This window comes from Streptomyces sp. BE303, assembly GCF_036290945.1.
Taxonomy (GTDB): Bacteria; Actinomycetota; Actinomycetes; order Streptomycetales; family Streptomycetaceae; genus Kitasatospora.
Genome location: NZ_JAQYWZ010000485.1, coordinates 59,218 through 73,003 on the forward strand (window position 1 = coordinate 59,218; position 13,786 = coordinate 73,003).

Annotated in this window: 12 protein-coding genes and 1 pseudogene; 8 read left to right on the forward strand and 5 right to left on the reverse strand. The window is 75.1% G+C overall.

Features of this window, described 5'->3' with window-relative positions; genetic code table 11:
* Positions 1-108: 108 nt before the first annotated feature.
* The 3 genes and pseudogenes from PUR56_RS10070 to PUR56_RS10080 form a co-directional block, all read right to left on the reverse strand.
* Positions 109-885: a TIGR04222 domain-containing membrane protein gene (locus tag PUR56_RS10070; protein ID WP_329876419.1), complete on the reverse strand. Its 777-nt coding sequence runs from the start codon at positions 883-885 to the stop codon at positions 109-111.
* An 86-nt stretch (positions 886-971) separates the two neighbouring features.
* Positions 972-2,027 (reverse strand): TIGR04222 domain-containing membrane protein, encoded by a 1,056-nt coding sequence (locus tag PUR56_RS10075; RefSeq protein ID WP_329948619.1) that lies wholly within the window; start codon positions 2,025-2,027, stop codon positions 972-974.
* 203 nt (positions 2,028-2,230) lie between these two features.
* A pseudogene (locus tag PUR56_RS10080) lies at positions 2,231-3,531 on the reverse strand (multinuclear nonheme iron-dependent oxidase).
* Positions 3,532-3,917: 386 nt separating this feature from the next.
* Between PUR56_RS10080 and PUR56_RS10085 the strand changes: the two are divergent.
* From PUR56_RS10085 to PUR56_RS10120, 8 genes are all read left to right on the forward strand, one after another.
* Complete coding sequence (locus PUR56_RS10085; protein WP_329948620.1) at positions 3,918-4,838, forward strand: GNAT family N-acetyltransferase; 921 nt, start codon at positions 3,918-3,920, stop codon at positions 4,836-4,838.
* Positions 4,839-5,074: 236 nt separating this feature from the next.
* Complete coding sequence (locus PUR56_RS10090) at positions 5,075-5,821, forward strand: hypothetical protein (protein ID WP_329876414.1); 747 nt, start codon at positions 5,075-5,077, stop codon at positions 5,819-5,821.
* 173 nt (positions 5,822-5,994) lie between these two features.
* Positions 5,995-7,026, forward strand: coding sequence for an MBL fold metallo-hydrolase (locus tag PUR56_RS10095; RefSeq protein ID WP_329948621.1), 1,032 nt, complete (start codon positions 5,995-5,997; stop codon positions 7,024-7,026).
* A gap of 60 nt (positions 7,027-7,086) precedes the next feature.
* Positions 7,087-9,054, forward strand: coding sequence for an ATP-binding protein (locus tag PUR56_RS10100; RefSeq protein WP_329948622.1), 1,968 nt, complete (start codon positions 7,087-7,089; stop codon positions 9,052-9,054).
* 111 nt (positions 9,055-9,165) lie between these two features.
* Positions 9,166-9,561 (forward strand): roadblock/LC7 domain-containing protein, encoded by a 396-nt coding sequence (locus PUR56_RS10105; RefSeq protein ID WP_329876458.1) that lies wholly within the window; start codon positions 9,166-9,168, stop codon positions 9,559-9,561.
* Complete coding sequence (locus PUR56_RS10110) at positions 9,558-9,920, forward strand: DUF742 domain-containing protein (protein ID WP_329876408.1); 363 nt, start codon at positions 9,558-9,560, stop codon at positions 9,918-9,920. The genes PUR56_RS10105 and PUR56_RS10110 overlap by 4 nt, the downstream gene beginning before the upstream one ends.
* Before the next feature lie 61 nt (positions 9,921-9,981).
* The gene (locus PUR56_RS10115; RefSeq protein ID WP_329876456.1) at positions 9,982-10,617 is read left to right on the forward strand and encodes a GTP-binding protein; all 636 of its coding nucleotides are present in this window, start codon (positions 9,982-9,984) and stop codon (positions 10,615-10,617) included.
* Entirely contained in the window at positions 10,614-11,855 is a 1,242-nt protein-coding gene (locus PUR56_RS10120) for a cytochrome P450 (RefSeq protein ID WP_329876406.1), read from the forward strand. The genes PUR56_RS10115 and PUR56_RS10120 overlap by 4 nt, the downstream gene beginning before the upstream one ends.
* Before the next feature lie 79 nt (positions 11,856-11,934).
* On the opposite strand, the gene msrB is transcribed toward PUR56_RS10120, so the two are convergent.
* A complete protein-coding gene (gene msrB / locus PUR56_RS10125; RefSeq protein WP_329876404.1) occupies positions 11,935-12,339 on the reverse strand; it encodes a peptide-methionine (R)-S-oxide reductase MsrB in 405 nt (134 codons plus the stop codon).
* A gap of 21 nt (positions 12,340-12,360) precedes the next feature.
* On the reverse strand, positions 12,361-13,743 hold the full coding sequence (murC, locus tag PUR56_RS10130) for a UDP-N-acetylmuramate--L-alanine ligase (protein ID WP_329948689.1): 1,383 nt from the start codon (positions 13,741-13,743) through the stop codon (positions 12,361-12,363).
* Positions 13,744-13,786 lie beyond the last annotated feature (43 nt).

A 13,786-nucleotide genomic window follows, 5' to 3' on the forward strand; every position in this document is an offset into this window, starting at 1 on the left:
CGTCGAACGCGGCCGAGGACGCCGGTCTGCGGGGCTCGTCCCGGCAGGCCGGCATCGCTGCGTCCGGGCGTCGTGGCGTGGGTCGGGGCCGCCGGTCCGGCCGGACCCTCAGTGCCGGCGGAGGGCCGCGCGGAGGCGGGCGTCGGGGTGGGCGTCGGTGCCGTTCATGGCGACGGCGGTGAACAGTTCGCGCTCGTCGTCGTCGGTGAGGCCGTGCTGGCGCGGTGGGCGGACTTCGCGGAGCACCTCCTGGCCGACCGGCGAGGCCCAACCGGTGTACGGGTAGACGTCGACCCGGGCCATCAGCAGGGTCCCGGCGGTGAGCACCAGCGGCAGCGAGAACCAGGCCAGCGGTGCCAGCGCGTCACCGTCCACCAGGACGCCGGTGGCCAGCGCGGCGGCCAGCAGGACCAGCGAGAGCAACAGCGCCTGCCGGACCTGCCGGATCACCAGGACGGTGCGCCGCTGGACGGCCGCCGGGGTCGCCAGCCCGGCGAGCGAGAGCCGGCTGCCGATCTCCAGCACGGTGGGGTGGGCGCCCATCGCCTCGCGCAGGTCGTCCGTGCGGCACTGGCCCTCGGGGCCGACGGTGGCGAGCACCGCGCGTTCGAGCCGGCTGCGGCCGCGCGGGTCGACGACCGTCGTCCACCCGGTGTGGGCCAGGTGCAGCCGGCCCCGGGACGCCATCAGGACGAGTGCCAGCTCCACCACCCGGTCCGGGCCGCCGGCCAGGTAGGCCGTCTCGTAGAGCCCGATCCCGACCGCCTCGGCCGGCCGTGGGCCCTCCTGCCCGGCCAGGGCGTCGGCGGTCGCGGCCGTCCGGACCAGCCGGATGCAGGAGAGGACCGCGGCGACGCAGGCCGGGAGCAGGAAGAGCAACCACATGGGGTTGTTGTAGACCCGCCGCCGTCGTGGGTGGAACGCATTCCCGGACCGCGATACCGAACTGTGACGTCCGGGGCGGGCGGTGGTCAGGAACCGCAGCCGCCTCCGCCTCCGCCGCAGCTGGAGGAGGAGCTGCAGGAGGACCCGGAGCTCGACCCGCAGCTCGACGAGGAGGACCCGCCGCTCGACGACCCGCAGCCGCTGCTTCCGCCGCAGCCCGAACCGGAGGAACCGGAGTCGGAGGAGGAGCCGCACCAGGTGCCCGCGGTGCCGCAGGACGAGGAGGACGAGCCGGACGAGCCGGACGAGGAGGAGCCGGCGCCGGTGTGGGCGGCGGACCGGGCGGCCTGGTCGGCCGCCGCCGAGGCGAGCATCGCCTCCCGCAGCTGCTCGTCGGCCAGCTCGGCGGTGGTGAGGCCGCCGAGCGCCACGGCACCGAGCAACGTGGCGTCGCGGGCGTGCAGGGGGGCCGGCCGGTCGGAGGGCTTCCACGGCTTGCCGGTGTTCATCAGGGTGAGCTGACGCCGCCCGGCGGGCGTGATCCGGCCCTTGAGCGGCCAGCTGGCCGGCAGCGAGAACAGGCCGAACCCGAGCATGACCAGCGGGGCCCAGAGCGCCGGGCGGTCGTAGCCGGGCTCGTCGGAGTCCAGCAGGTAGGCGGCGACGGCGAAGACCACCACGTCGAGCAGGGCTATCCAGAGCAGCCGGCGGGCGGACCTGGCCCGCCGCAGCCGCACGGGGTCGCGCAGCAGACCGCGGTCGGCGAGCCGGTCGCCGATCTCCTGGACGGCGGCGGAGCGCATCACCGCGCGGCGCAGGGCGCCGAGCTCGCCGCTCCGGGACGGGCCGGCCGCCTCGATGACGGCCTGGTCGACGGCGTCGAACGCCAGGGTGCCGGTGAGGGTGACGAGGCCGGCGCGGTTCAGGACGGCGCGGCCGTCCCGGTGCATCCGGACGAAGGCGGTGTCGAAGACCCGGCCGGGGCCGCCGGCGAGGAAGGCGGTGTCCAGCAGCGGCAGGCCGCGGCCGGGCAGGCCCTTGGGGGACGGCACGCGCTTGGCGGCCCGCTTGGCCTGCGCGGCGTACAGCGCGGCGGCGAACAGCAGGAGGGCGGGGACGAGGAAGTAGCTGTTGTGCCACATGGGCGGATTCCCCCCGGGACGTGAGCGTTCTGGTGCCGCTCGTTCTGGTGCGCGGGGCCTGGCGGCCCGGTGCGGGTTTCGGGTGCGCGGGGTCCGGCGCCCGGTGTGTGGTGGGCCGTTCGTGGGGTCCGGCGAACGGTGCGCGGACCCGGTGACGTGGTGCGAGCTCCGGTGCTCGCCTGCTGCGGCCGGGCCGCCGGGTGTCAGGCCCGGCTGCCGGGCCGCAGGGCGCGGCGCAGGCGGGCGAGCGGGCCGGGCGGTCGTTCGGGGGCCGGGCGGAGCCAGCGTTCCAGGGCCCGGCGCCGTTCGGCGTCGAGCGGGGCGGCTGCGGTGCCTTCCGTCGCCGGGTCGCGCGTCGCCGGGTCGTCGTTTGCCGGTTCGTCCGTTGTCGGGTCGTCCGTTGCCCGGCGGGGCGGTTCGGCGAGCGCCCAGGCGGCGAAGGCGCGGGCGTCGGCGCGGTAGCCGCCGGTCTGCGGGTGCCGTCGGGCGTAGGCGAGGAAGAGCGGCCCGTACTGCGGCCCGAGCAGGCGCGGCAGTGCCGGTGCCACCTTGGCGGCGGTGTCACGGCGCTTGGCTGCCAGGGCGGCGGACTGGGCGCGGACCTGGGCCGGATCGAAGCCGGGCGGCACCGGCCCGCCGGCCACCAGGGCGGTGAGCAGGTCGGTCTGCCGGGCGGCCAGCCGCTCCCGGGCCTCGTCGGTGGCGGTCACCGTGGGCCACCGCCGTCCAGCACCCGGCGCACGGCGTCGAGTTCGGCGGCCAGTTCGGCGGGCGGCGGGAAGGCGGCGTCGCGCTCCAGCAGCACGCCGGGCGGGGCGACCCGGGCGCAGAGCTCGGCCAGCACCTCCAGCACCGGCTCGGTGACCGGGTGGGCGTGGGTGTCGTGCCAGACCCCGTCGATCATGGTGCCGCCCGCGACGTGCACGTAGGCGAGGGCCTCCAGCGGCAGGCGGTCCAGCTCGGCGGCCGGGTCGATCCCGAGGTTGACCCGGTTGGTGTGCAGGTTGGCGACGTCGATCAGCAGCCGGACGCCGGTCCGTTCGACCAGCTCGGCGAGGAACTGCCCCTCGGTCAGCTCGTCGTCCGGCCAGGCCAGCTGGGCGGCGATGTTCTCCAGCGCCAGCGGGACCGGGAGCTGGTCCTGGGCGATCCGGACGTTCTCGGCGATGACGTCCAGGGCGTCGCGCGTGCGCGGCACCGGCAGCAGGTGGCCGGCCTCCAGGCCACCGGCCCGGACGAAGGCCAGGTGCTCGGTGACCAGCGGGGACCCGAGGGCCCCGGCGGTCTCGGCGAGCCTGGCCAGGCGGGCCGGGTCGGGCCGGTCGGCGCCGCCGAGACCGAGCGAGACGCCGTGCGGGATCACGGTCAGGCCGCGGGCGAGGAGGACGGTCAGGGACTCGGGCAGGTGGTCGGCGCAGACGTTCTCGGCGACGACCTCGACCCAGTCCAGGCCGGGCTGCCGCTCCACCACGGTGTCGATCTCGCTGCGCCAGCCGAGGCCGATGCCGAGCCGGCCGGCGGCACGGGCCGTGCCGGCCGTGGCGGTGCTGCCGGCCGTGCCGGCGGTGGTCCCCGTCGTCGTCGCGGGCGCTCGCAGTGCAGGAGAGGTCATGGGTGCGCCCCCTTCTGAGGGCTGGTGGGGAGCCGTCGGTCGGCGCGGGCCTCGTCGCCAGGGCCACCGGGCTGTGCTGCTGAGGATGTCCCCGGACGGTACCGCTGCCAAGCCTCACCCGGACATCTCAGAGCATTATTTGAGCTTGGCGGCACGCGGGTGAGGGACTTTGGTCCCCTTCCCGTGACTTCTTCGCAGGTGGGGCCGGTGGGGCGGGCCTCGGGCCCGGAGAATAATCGGCTGCGTACGAGCCCGCCGCGGGTTAGCGTGACGCACCTATGACAACACTGATAATTCGTGACTTCCGCCCCGGCGACGCCGAGGCCGCCGCGGCGGCCCACCGTGCGGGCCGCGACCACCTGGTGATGACGGCCGAGGCCTTCGCCTGGCACGCCGCCCACCAGGCCGAGGGTGCGCACTTCCGCACCTTCGTGGCGGAGCTGGACGGCCGGGTGGTCGGGTCGGTCCGTTGCGCGCTGGTCACCGGCACGACGACCAAGGGCATCGGCTACGCCAACGGCAGCGTGCTGCCCGAGTACCGGCGGCGCGGTGTCCTCACCGGCCTGCTGGCCGCCGCCGAGCGGCACCTGGCCGAGCACGGCGTGGTCGAGGTGCACAGCTGGGTGGACGAGGACGAGGACGCGTTGGCCTTCGCCCGGGCCCGCGGCTTCACCGAGGGCCGGGTGGCCCACTTCGGCGGCCGTGACCTGACGCTGCCGCTGCCGCAGGCCCCGCCGCTGCCGGCCGGCGTCGAGCTGCGCCCGGCGAGCGAGTGGGCGGCCGACCCGTACCCGATCTTCGTGATCGAGGCGGACGCCATCCGGGACGAGCCGGGCGAGATCGAGATGGACGCCGCCGACTTCGAGGAGTTCCTGAACGGCGACTGGATCCACCCGGACCACGACCGCGACCTGACCGTCGTGGCCGTGGTCGACGGTGAGCCGGCCGCGTTCAGCGCGGTGCACACGGACGGCGTGGACCGGTACTGGTCGGCGTTCACCGCCTGCCGCCGGGAGTACCGGGGCCGGGGCCTGAGCAAGCTGGCCAAGCTGGAGTCGCTGCGCCGGGCCCGCGAGGCCGGGTTGCTCCGGGCGTACACCTCCAACGACGCGACCAACGCGCCGATGCTGGCGATCAACGCCTGGCTCGGGTACGAGCAGTGCGCCAGCGAGCGGAAGTTCACCAAGAAGCTGGGCTGAGACGCCGGTCGGCGGCCGGCCCGACGGACGCCGCCGGCGAAGTCGGGCGGCGGTGAGGCCGGGCCGGTCGGCCGGAACCGCGGCAGGCGTGACTGGGTGTCACCCGAACGGGTGAAGTGGGCGCATTTCGCGTGGTCGGCGCCGGGTGGGCTGCAGTGTCGGGAGTTTCTGGTGTTCTACGGGGCATCACCTCAGCGCAGACAGTTCGTGCCCGAGTCGTTCGCGCGAGGGGTGCCATGGAGATCCTCCTGCAGATCCTGGTCGGGTTCTTCCCGGCCGTGATCGGCTTCGTCGCCGCCCGGTCCCTCGCCCGCACCCGCCTCTTCCTGCGCTACGGCTTCCTGCGCGCGCTGCTCGCGCCGTACGGGCGGGTGCAGATCGTCACCCCCAGCATCGAGGTGGCGGAGTTCGCCTACGCCAAGGACGGCTGCCGGCTCACCAGCCGGGGGCCGAAGAACGTGCTCTTCATGCCGATGGCCGAGGCCCGGGCGATCGCCGAACTCACCGACCTGCTGCGGAAGATCAACCGGAAGGCGACCATCGAGCTGGTCACCGCCGGCGCCCAGGACCCGCGGATGCCGACCTTCTCGATAGGTGGACCGAGCGTCAACGCCTACTCGGCCAGCGTGCTCGCCGGCGACTTCCCGGACTTCCGGCTGGAACACCCCCGGGCGGCCCGGGCCCGTTGGGGCGGCATGGCGTTCGAGGCCCAGTACAACGCCGCCGACGAGCTGGTCCGCGACCACGGCTTCGTCTTCGTCACCCGCACCTCCCGGCACGCCCCCTGCATCGTGCTCTGCGGCGTCTTCGCCTTCGGGTCCGCGATGGCCGTCGAGGCCCTGGGGGCCGCCGGCCGGCAGTCCCCGCTGGCCGCGCTCTTCCGTTCCGGGGAGAAAGGATTCGTCGCCGTCGAGGGCCGGGTCATCGGCCTCGACACCGTCGACGTCACCGTCGAGGTGTGCCGGCCCCTGCCTCTGGTCTGAGACGCCGACGGACCGTCCCCCGAGTGCCCTGCCCGACGGGACGGAACGGCCTGGACCGGGCGTGGTGCAAGGGGGGAGGAATCGGGACAGGACAGGATGGTCCGTGACAGGAATTGTCTTGAATTGCAGAGGCCTTGCTCCACTCCTGTCACATCATCGGCATAATCGCGCCCATGACGATCAACCGTGCGAACGTGAGCACGATTGCCGATGACCTGTACGTCTGGCTTCCCCCGAAGCGCGGATGGGGTCTCGCCAACTGCGGGCTGCTGGCTTCGCCGAGGACGGCGCTCTGGATCGACACGCCCTACGACCCCTCGCTCGCCGCAGAGTTCCTCACCGAGAGCCGCAAGCGGCTCGCCGACGGCGTCACCGTCGACCGGGTGATCGTCACACACGCCAACGGCGACCACCTCTGGGGCGCCGGCGTGCTCCCCGGGGCGGAGATCATCGCCACCCGCGAGGCGCTGGAGCACATCCACTACGAGCCGACGCCCAAGCAGCAGCACGCCCTGGTCGCGAGCAGCGACCCGGACTCGCTGCTCGGTGGCTACCTCCGGCGCCACTTCGGCCAGTTCGACTGGTCGCAGACCGAGCCCGTCCGGCCCGACACCGTCTTCCACGGCGAGCTGGAGCTGCGGGTGGGGGAGTACCCCGTGCAGATCACCGGGCTCCCGTCCGCGCACACCGGTGGCGACCTGATCGTCCACCTCCCGCACCAGCGGGCGGTGTTCACCGGTGACGTGATCTTCGGATCGAGCGCCGAACAGCCCGGCGACCACCCCTCGCACTGGGCGGGGCCGTTGGAGAACATCATCGCCGCCTGCGAGCGCATCCTGGCGACCGGTGCCGAGATCTTCGTCCCGGGACACGGACCGGTGCTCGGCCGTGCCGGCGTCCGGGAACACATCGCCTACCTCGGCCACCTGCGCGAGCGCGCGCACGCCCTGCACGCCGCCGGGATCCCCGCGCTGGACGCGGCCCGCCGGATCATCGCCGAGCAGCGCTACCCCGAACTCGGCCTGCCCGAGCGGCTGGTGCTCACCATCGGCGCCGAGTACCGGCACCTGGACGGCACGGAGGTGCCGAACGTCCTGGAGGCGATGAGCCAGGTGGCCCTGGTGGCGCGGGAGTTGGACGAGGACACTGATCGGCGCACGCCCCGGCCGCGGAACGGGACGGGCGGCACGACCACCCGGGCCTGAGCCGCCGGACACCCCCCGGGGCGACCCCGCCCCTCCGACCGAGGACCTCCGAGGACGTCGATGACGCAGCTCGTGTTGCCGGCCCTGGCACTGATCGCGGTCGCCGCGCTCGCGGCGACGGCCGTCCTGGCGCGCGCCCGCTCCCGGGCGCTGGCCCGGGCCGCCACCGCGGCGGCCGGGGCGGCCCGGACCGAGGAAGCCGCCCGCGCCGCCGAGAACCGGGCCCTCCTCGGCGAGGAGCGGGCCCGCGAGGCCCGGGCCGAGGCCCGGCGCTCGGCCGACGAGGCCCGGCAGGCGGCGGACCGCGCACTGGCCGCCGAGGACCGGGCGCACGAGGCGGAGCGCGGCACCGCGGAGGCCGTCCGCCGGGCCGTCGAGGCCGAACGCGCGACGGCCGGGGCCGAGCAGGCCGCGACCGTCGCCGGCCGCACGGCGTCGGAGGCCCGGCTCGCCGCCGAGACCGCCGAGGAGCGCGCCGCCGCCGCCGTGCGGCAGGCCGCGGCCCTGCTGGCCGAGATCGGCCACCTCGCCACCGAACGCGTGGCCGCCGCCGCCCTCCGGCTCAGCCACCCCAACGCGCCGGTCGCCGGACCGCTCGACCCGGCCGCCGTCGGCCCGGAGGCCGTCCAGACGCTCCAGGCCGTCCTCGACGCCGCGGCCGCCGCCGTGACCGACGAGCGCGAACGGGTCGACGCCGCCGCCCGCTCCGCGATGCGCGGAGCCACCTCCAAGATCCAGACCCTGCTCTACCAGATCCAGAGCCTGGTCCAGCAGCTCCAGCACGACAACGACGACCCCCGGCTGCTGGAGGTCGACTTCCGCAACGAGGTCGCGCTGCGCCGCATCCAGACCGTCGCCGTGCTCTGCGAGGCCTGGCCCGGCCTGGCCCGCACCGACTCGCCGCTCGCCGAGGTGGTGGTCGGCGCGCTCTCCCGGGTGCCCGGTTACGCCCGGATCAAGGTCGCCAACCACCTGCGGGAGAGCCGGCTGGCGGTGGTCGCCCGGGCCGCCGAGCCGCTGGCCATCGCCGTCGCCGAGCTCCTCGCCAACGCCACCGCGTACTCGCACCCGGAGACGGACGTCCCGGTGACCGTCCAGCAGGGCGGCCGGGGCGCGCTGGTGATCGTCGACGACAGCGGCATCGGGATGGAGGAGGACCAGCTGAGCCGGGCCCGCCGACTGCTGTCAGGTCCCCCCGAGGTCCTGCTCACCGAGCTGGGCAACCCGCCGAAGACCGGCTTCGCCGTGGTCGGCAAGCTGGCCCGCCAGTACGGCTTCTCCTGCCACATCGAGCCCTCCCCGTACGGCGGCATGCGGACCATCGTGCGGGTCCCGGCCGGACTGCTGACCGTCATGGACGAGGGGCAGCAGCTCTCGGTGCTCACCCCGCTGCCGCTGCGGGCCGGGGCCGGGCCCGCCCCGGCGCCCACCGTGCAGGCGGTCCCGACGCCGTACACCCTCCGGTCCGGGGACCGCTCCGGTGCGGCAGGCGGGTCCGGTGCGTCCGGCGCCGATGCGCCGGACGCTTCGGAGCGGCACGCGCCGCCGGCCATCCACGTCGTGCCCGCGGTGCACCTCGTCGCGGACGACGGCAGCGGGCTGCCCAGCCGTCGCCGGCGCCAGCCGCTGGCCGCGAGGCCGCAGCCGGCGGCACCGGGCGAGCCCGGGGAGCCGACGGCTGCGGGGGAGCGGCAGCCGGCCGGTCCGCCGGCCCGCACGCCCGAACAGGCCGCCGAGCGCTGGCAGGCCCTCCAGCACGGCACCGGCTCCGGCCGGGCCGCCGTGGCCCTCGCCGCCGTGACGGCCGCCGACGCCCGGGCCGAGCGTGACGGCGGTGACCCGGGCGGCGGTGACGGCGGTACTGCCGCGGCCACCGTCGCCGACGAGCCCGCCGTCACCGGCGCCGCCACCACCGACCACCGTCCGTCCCCCGCGGCGACCGGCCCCGCCGGCGCCGACCGGGCGGCCCCGCCCCGCCCCGACGCCGACCACACCGGCGCCGGACCCGCGGGCGCGTCCGGCCGCTAGATCCCCAGCCCCCGAAGGAGTCGAGCCGTGAGCAGCACGCCCAGCCCCACCGCCGCAGGGACCACCACCGCAGGCACCGCCGCCGGTGCGGCCGCGGCCGGCACCGACGAGATCTCGTGGGTGCTGACCCCGCTGCTGGAGCTGCCGGGCGTCCTGCACGCGGTCGTCGCCACCGGTGACGGCCTCGTCGAGGCCGCGTCGGCGGGCCTCGGCCGCGCATCCGCCGAGCGGGTCGCCGCGATGACCGCCACCGTGCACGCCGCCGCCCGCGCGTTCACCACCGCCTTCACCGACGTCGAGCAGCCCCGGCTGGCCCAGACCGTGGTCGAGTCCGAACTGGGCTTCGCCGTCGTCGTCCCGGCCGGGGAGAACACCTCGCTCGCCGTCTTCACCACGCCCGAGGCCCAGCTCGGCAACGTGGCCTACCAGATGCAGGTGCAGGTCGCCGCCCTGGGCCGCGCGCTGGCGAGCCCGGCCAGGCGGCAGGACGCGCCCGCCCGGTCATGACCGCCGTCCCCCGCAGGCGGATGGTCCCCGCCTACCTGGCCACCGGCGGCCGGTCCCGGCCCGGCACGGCCGGTTTCGACCGGCTCACCGTCCTGAGTGCCTCCGGCACCGAACCCCCGCCGGAGCTGGCGGAGTTGGGGGCCGAGCACGGTCGGCTCTGGGACCTGCTCCGCCCCGGCGCGCTCACCGTCGTGGAGGCCGCGGCCCATCTGCGGCTCCCGGTCAGCGCCACCGTCTTCCTCGCGGCCGACCTGGTCGAGGCGGGCTGCCTGCGCGCCCGCGCGCCGATCCCCCGCGCCCAGCAGACCGACCGCTCCATCGTCGAGAGGCTCCTCGTTGGACTCCGCACTCTCCGGTAACCCGGCTGCGCCGGGCGGGCCGGACCGGGTGGGCTACCTGCCCGACCGGGACCAGACGCTGATGAAGCTGGTGGTGGCCGGCCCGTTCGGGGTCGGCAAGACGACGCTGATCCGCACGCTCTCGGAGATCCCGACCCTGCACACCGAGGAGGCGATGACCGAGACCGGAGCCCCGGTGGACGACGTGGCCGGCCTGACCGGCAAGTCCACCACCACCGTCGCGGTCGACTTCGGCCGGCTCACCCTGCCCGGCCAGGTGGTGCTGTACATGTTCGGCACCCCGGGCCAGCGCCGGTTCTTCCCGCTCTGGCAGGACATCGCCCGCGGCGCGGTGGGCGCCCTGGTGCTGGCCGACACCCGCCGGCTGGCCGACTCCTTCGAGATCATGGACATGGTCGAGGAGCAGGGCCTGCCGTACGCGGTCGCCGTCAACTGCTTCCCCGACGCGCCCGTCCACCCGCCCGACGTGCTCCGGGCCCACCTGGACCTGCACGCGAGCACCCCGTTGGTGCTCTGTGACGCCCGCGAGCGCGACTCCGGTCTGGACGCCCTGATCGCGCTCACCGAACACGTCCTGCACGGCCTGCCCGCCGGTCCCGACCCCGCCGGTTCCGATCCGGCCGGTTCCGATCCTGACGCGTCCGACCCCGCCGGTCCCGACCCAGCCGTGCCCGATCCCGCCCCGGAGCAGCCGTGACCAGCCCCGACGACGCACCCGCCGGCCCGACCGACGCCGTACCCGGCGACCCGGCCCCCCGGGCGGTCCCCCTCCACGGTCCGGCCTTCGCCGCCGACCCGCAGGCCGTCTACGAGCAGCTGCGCCGCCACGGCCCGGTCGCCCCGGTGGAGATCGCGCCCGGCGTCGAGGCCCTGCTGGTCACCGACTACCAGGCAGCCCTCGACCTGCTGCGCGACTCCGACACCTTCTCCAAGGACTCCCGGGCCTGGCAGCGGACCGTCCCGCCGGACTCCCCGCTGCTGCCGGTGCTCGGCTACCGCCCGACCGCCCTCTTCAGCGACGGCGCGACCCACGCCCGCTACCGCCAGGTGATCACCGACGGCCTGGCCCTGCTGGAACCGCACCTGCTCCAGCGCCGGGTGGCCGAGGTCGCCCACCGGCTGATCGGCACCTTCGAGGCCACCGGTTCCGCCGATCTGATCGCCGACTACGCGCGCCGCCTGCCGGTCCACGCCGTCACCACCTGGTTCGGGGTGCCGGAGGAGCACGCCGACCGTCTGGTAGCCGGGATCGTCGGCATGATCGAGTCGACCGAGAAGGCGGTGGCCGCGTACGGCGACGTCGTCGCGGTGGTCACCGCGATGGTCGCCGAGCGGCGCGAACGGCCCCGGCACGACCTGACCTCGTGGTTCCTCACCCACCCGGCGGGGCTGGACAACGAGGAGGTGGTCCGGCAGATCACGCTGACCATGATCGCCGGCAACGAGCCGACCACCAATCTGATCGGCAACGCCCTGCTCCGCCTCCTCACCGACGCCCGCTACGCCGGTTCGCTGTTCGGCGGCGCGATGACGGCGTTCCAGGCGATCGACGAGGTGCTCTGGCACGAGCCGCCGCTGGCCAACCTCTCCGCGCACTACCCGCGCTACGACGTGACCTTCCACGGCCGGGAGATCGCGGCCGGCTCCCTCGTCCTGGTCTCCTACGCGGCAGCCAACTCCCAGGCCGCCCCGCCCACCGGCGGCGGCGAGCTGGGCAGCGGCGAGTCCGCGCACCTGGCGTGGGCGGCCGGTCCGCACGCCTGCCCGGCCCGGGACCCGGCGCTGCTGATCGCCATCACCGCGATCGAGCAGCTCACCAGCCGTCTCAGCGAGCTGGAGCTCGCCACCCCGGCCGCCGGTCTCCGCTGGCGCCCGGGCCCGTTCCACCGGGCCCTGGTGGAGCTCCCGGTCCGCTTCGCCCCGGTCGCCGGATAGCGAACGGGCCCGGGAACCGAACCGGTTCCCGGGCCCGCCGTACGCTGTCCGACGGCCGCCGAAACGGCCGCCGGTCCGGCTACTCCGCCGGCTTCAGCGTGAGCGAGACGCTGTTGATGCAGTACCGCTGGTCGGTCGGCGTGCCGTAGCCCTCGCCCTCGAAGACGTGTCCGAGGTGTCCGCCGCAGCGGGCGCAGCGGACCTCGACCCGGCGCATGCCGAGCGTGCTGTCCTCGATGTACTGGACGCGGTCACCGGCGAGCGGCGCGTAGTAGGACGGCCAGCCGCAGTGGCTGTCGAACTTGGTCTCCGAGCTGAACAGCTCGGCGCCGCAGGCCCGGCAGCCGTAGACGCCGACCGTCTTGGTGTCGGTGTACTCGCCGGTGAACGGGCGCTCGGTGCCGGCCTCCCGGAGGACGTGGTACTCCTCCGGCGAGAGCTCGGCGCGCCACTCGGCGTCGGTCTTCTCGATCTCGTAGCTCATGACGGCTCCAGGTCGGGGGACTCAGACGTTGGTGGCAACGTTCGCGAGGTGCTTCAGGATTTCCGGGCCGAGGTTGGTGACGTCGCCCGCACCCATGGTGAGCAGCAGGTCGCCCGGGCGGGCCAGGCCGGCCAGCAGGGCGGGGGCGGCGGCGAAGTCGTGCTCGGCGGTGACCTCGGCGCCCGCGGTCCGGGCCGCGTCGATGATCAGCTCGCTGGTGACGCCCGGGATCGGGTCCTCGCGGGCCGGGTAGATGTCGAGCACGACGGAGGAGTCGGCCAGGGCCAGGGCGGCGCCCATCTCCTCGGCGAGCTGCTGGGTGCGGCTGAACAGGTGCGGCTGGAAGACCACCAGGACGCGGCCGTCGGCGGCCTCCCGGATCGCCTCCAGGTCGGCGGTCATCTCGGTCGGGTGGTGCGCGTAGGAGTCGATCACCTGGACGCCGCCCGCCTCGCCCTTGAGCTGGAGGCGGCGGCGCACGCCGGTGTAGGCGGCGATGGCCTTGGCCAGGTCGGCGGCCGGGACGCCGAGCGCGACGCCGGCGGCCAGCGCGGCGACCGCGTTGTGGGCGTAGTGCCGACCGGGCACCGAGACGGTGAAGGTGAGCTCGGCGCCGTCGAGCAGGACGGTGACCTCGCTGGTCATGCCGTGCGCGACCACCGACAGGACACGGAGGTCGGCGTCCTCGGCGGCGCCGACGGTGACCACCCGCAGGCCCTCGCGGCCGGCCACCCGGGCGGTCAGCTCGCGGGCGCCGTCGTGGTCGGCGGAGACGACCAGGGTGCCGCCGGGGGAGATCCGGCCGACGAAGGTCTCGAAGGACTCGTAGATCTCGTCGATCGAGGCGTAGTTGGCGTGGTGGTCCAGCTCCACGTTGAGCACGATCGCCACCTCGGGCGCGTACTTGTGGAAGCTGCGGTCGCTCTCGTCGGCCTCGGCGACGAAGATCTCGCCGTCGCCGTGCCGGGCGTTGGAGCCGGGCACGTCGAGGTCCCCGCCGATCGCGTAGGACGGGTCGAGGCCCAGCTCACCGAGCGCGACGGCGAGCATGCTGGTGGTGGTCGTCTTGCCGTGGGTGCCGGCGACGGCCAGCGCCCGGCGGCCGCCCATCAGCGCGGCCAGCGCGTCCGAGCGGTGCACCACCGGGATCCCGCGCTCGCGGGCGGCGGCCAGCTCCGGGTTGTCGGCGCGGATCGCGCTGGAGACCACGATGCTGCTGGCACCGTCCGGGACGTGCTCGGCGGCGTGGCCGATGTGCACGCCGGCACCCAGGGCGCGCAGGGCGAGGACGGTCTCGGACTCCTTGGAGTCGCTGCCGGAGACGCTGGCACCGCGCACCGCGAGGATCTTCGCCAGGCCGGACATCCCGGCGCCGCCGATACCGATGAAGTGCGGGGCGTGCAGGTCGTGCGCGGCGTCGTTCAAAACGGGACTCCGTACGGGCTGT

Bases quoted from the DNA above. Each gene is read 5' to 3' on its own strand.
- PUR56_RS10095 (WP_329948621.1), top strand. From the start codon at position 5,995: ATGACGATCAACCGTGCGAACGTGAGCACGATTGCCGATGACCTGTAC.
- PUR56_RS10085 (WP_329948620.1), top strand. From the start codon at position 3,918: ATGACAACACTGATAATTCGTGACTTCCGCCCCGGCGACGCCGAGGCC.
- PUR56_RS10090 (WP_329876414.1), top strand. From the start codon at position 5,075: ATGGAGATCCTCCTGCAGATCCTGGTCGGGTTCTTCCCGGCCGTGATC.
- PUR56_RS10115 (WP_329876456.1), top strand. From the start codon at position 9,982: ATGAAGCTGGTGGTGGCCGGCCCGTTCGGGGTCGGCAAGACGACGCTG.
- PUR56_RS10070 (WP_329876419.1), bottom strand. From the start codon at position 885: ATGTGGTTGCTCTTCCTGCTCCCGGCCTGCGTCGCCGCGGTCCTCTCC.
- PUR56_RS10100 (WP_329948622.1), top strand. From the start codon at position 7,087: ATGACGCAGCTCGTGTTGCCGGCCCTGGCACTGATCGCGGTCGCCGCG.
- PUR56_RS10110 (WP_329876408.1), top strand. From the start codon at position 9,558: ATGACCGCCGTCCCCCGCAGGCGGATGGTCCCCGCCTACCTGGCCACC.
- msrB (WP_329876404.1), bottom strand. From the start codon at position 12,339: ATGAGCTACGAGATCGAGAAGACCGACGCCGAGTGGCGCGCCGAGCTC.
- PUR56_RS10075 (WP_329948619.1), bottom strand. From the start codon at position 2,027: ATGTGGCACAACAGCTACTTCCTCGTCCCCGCCCTCCTGCTGTTCGCC.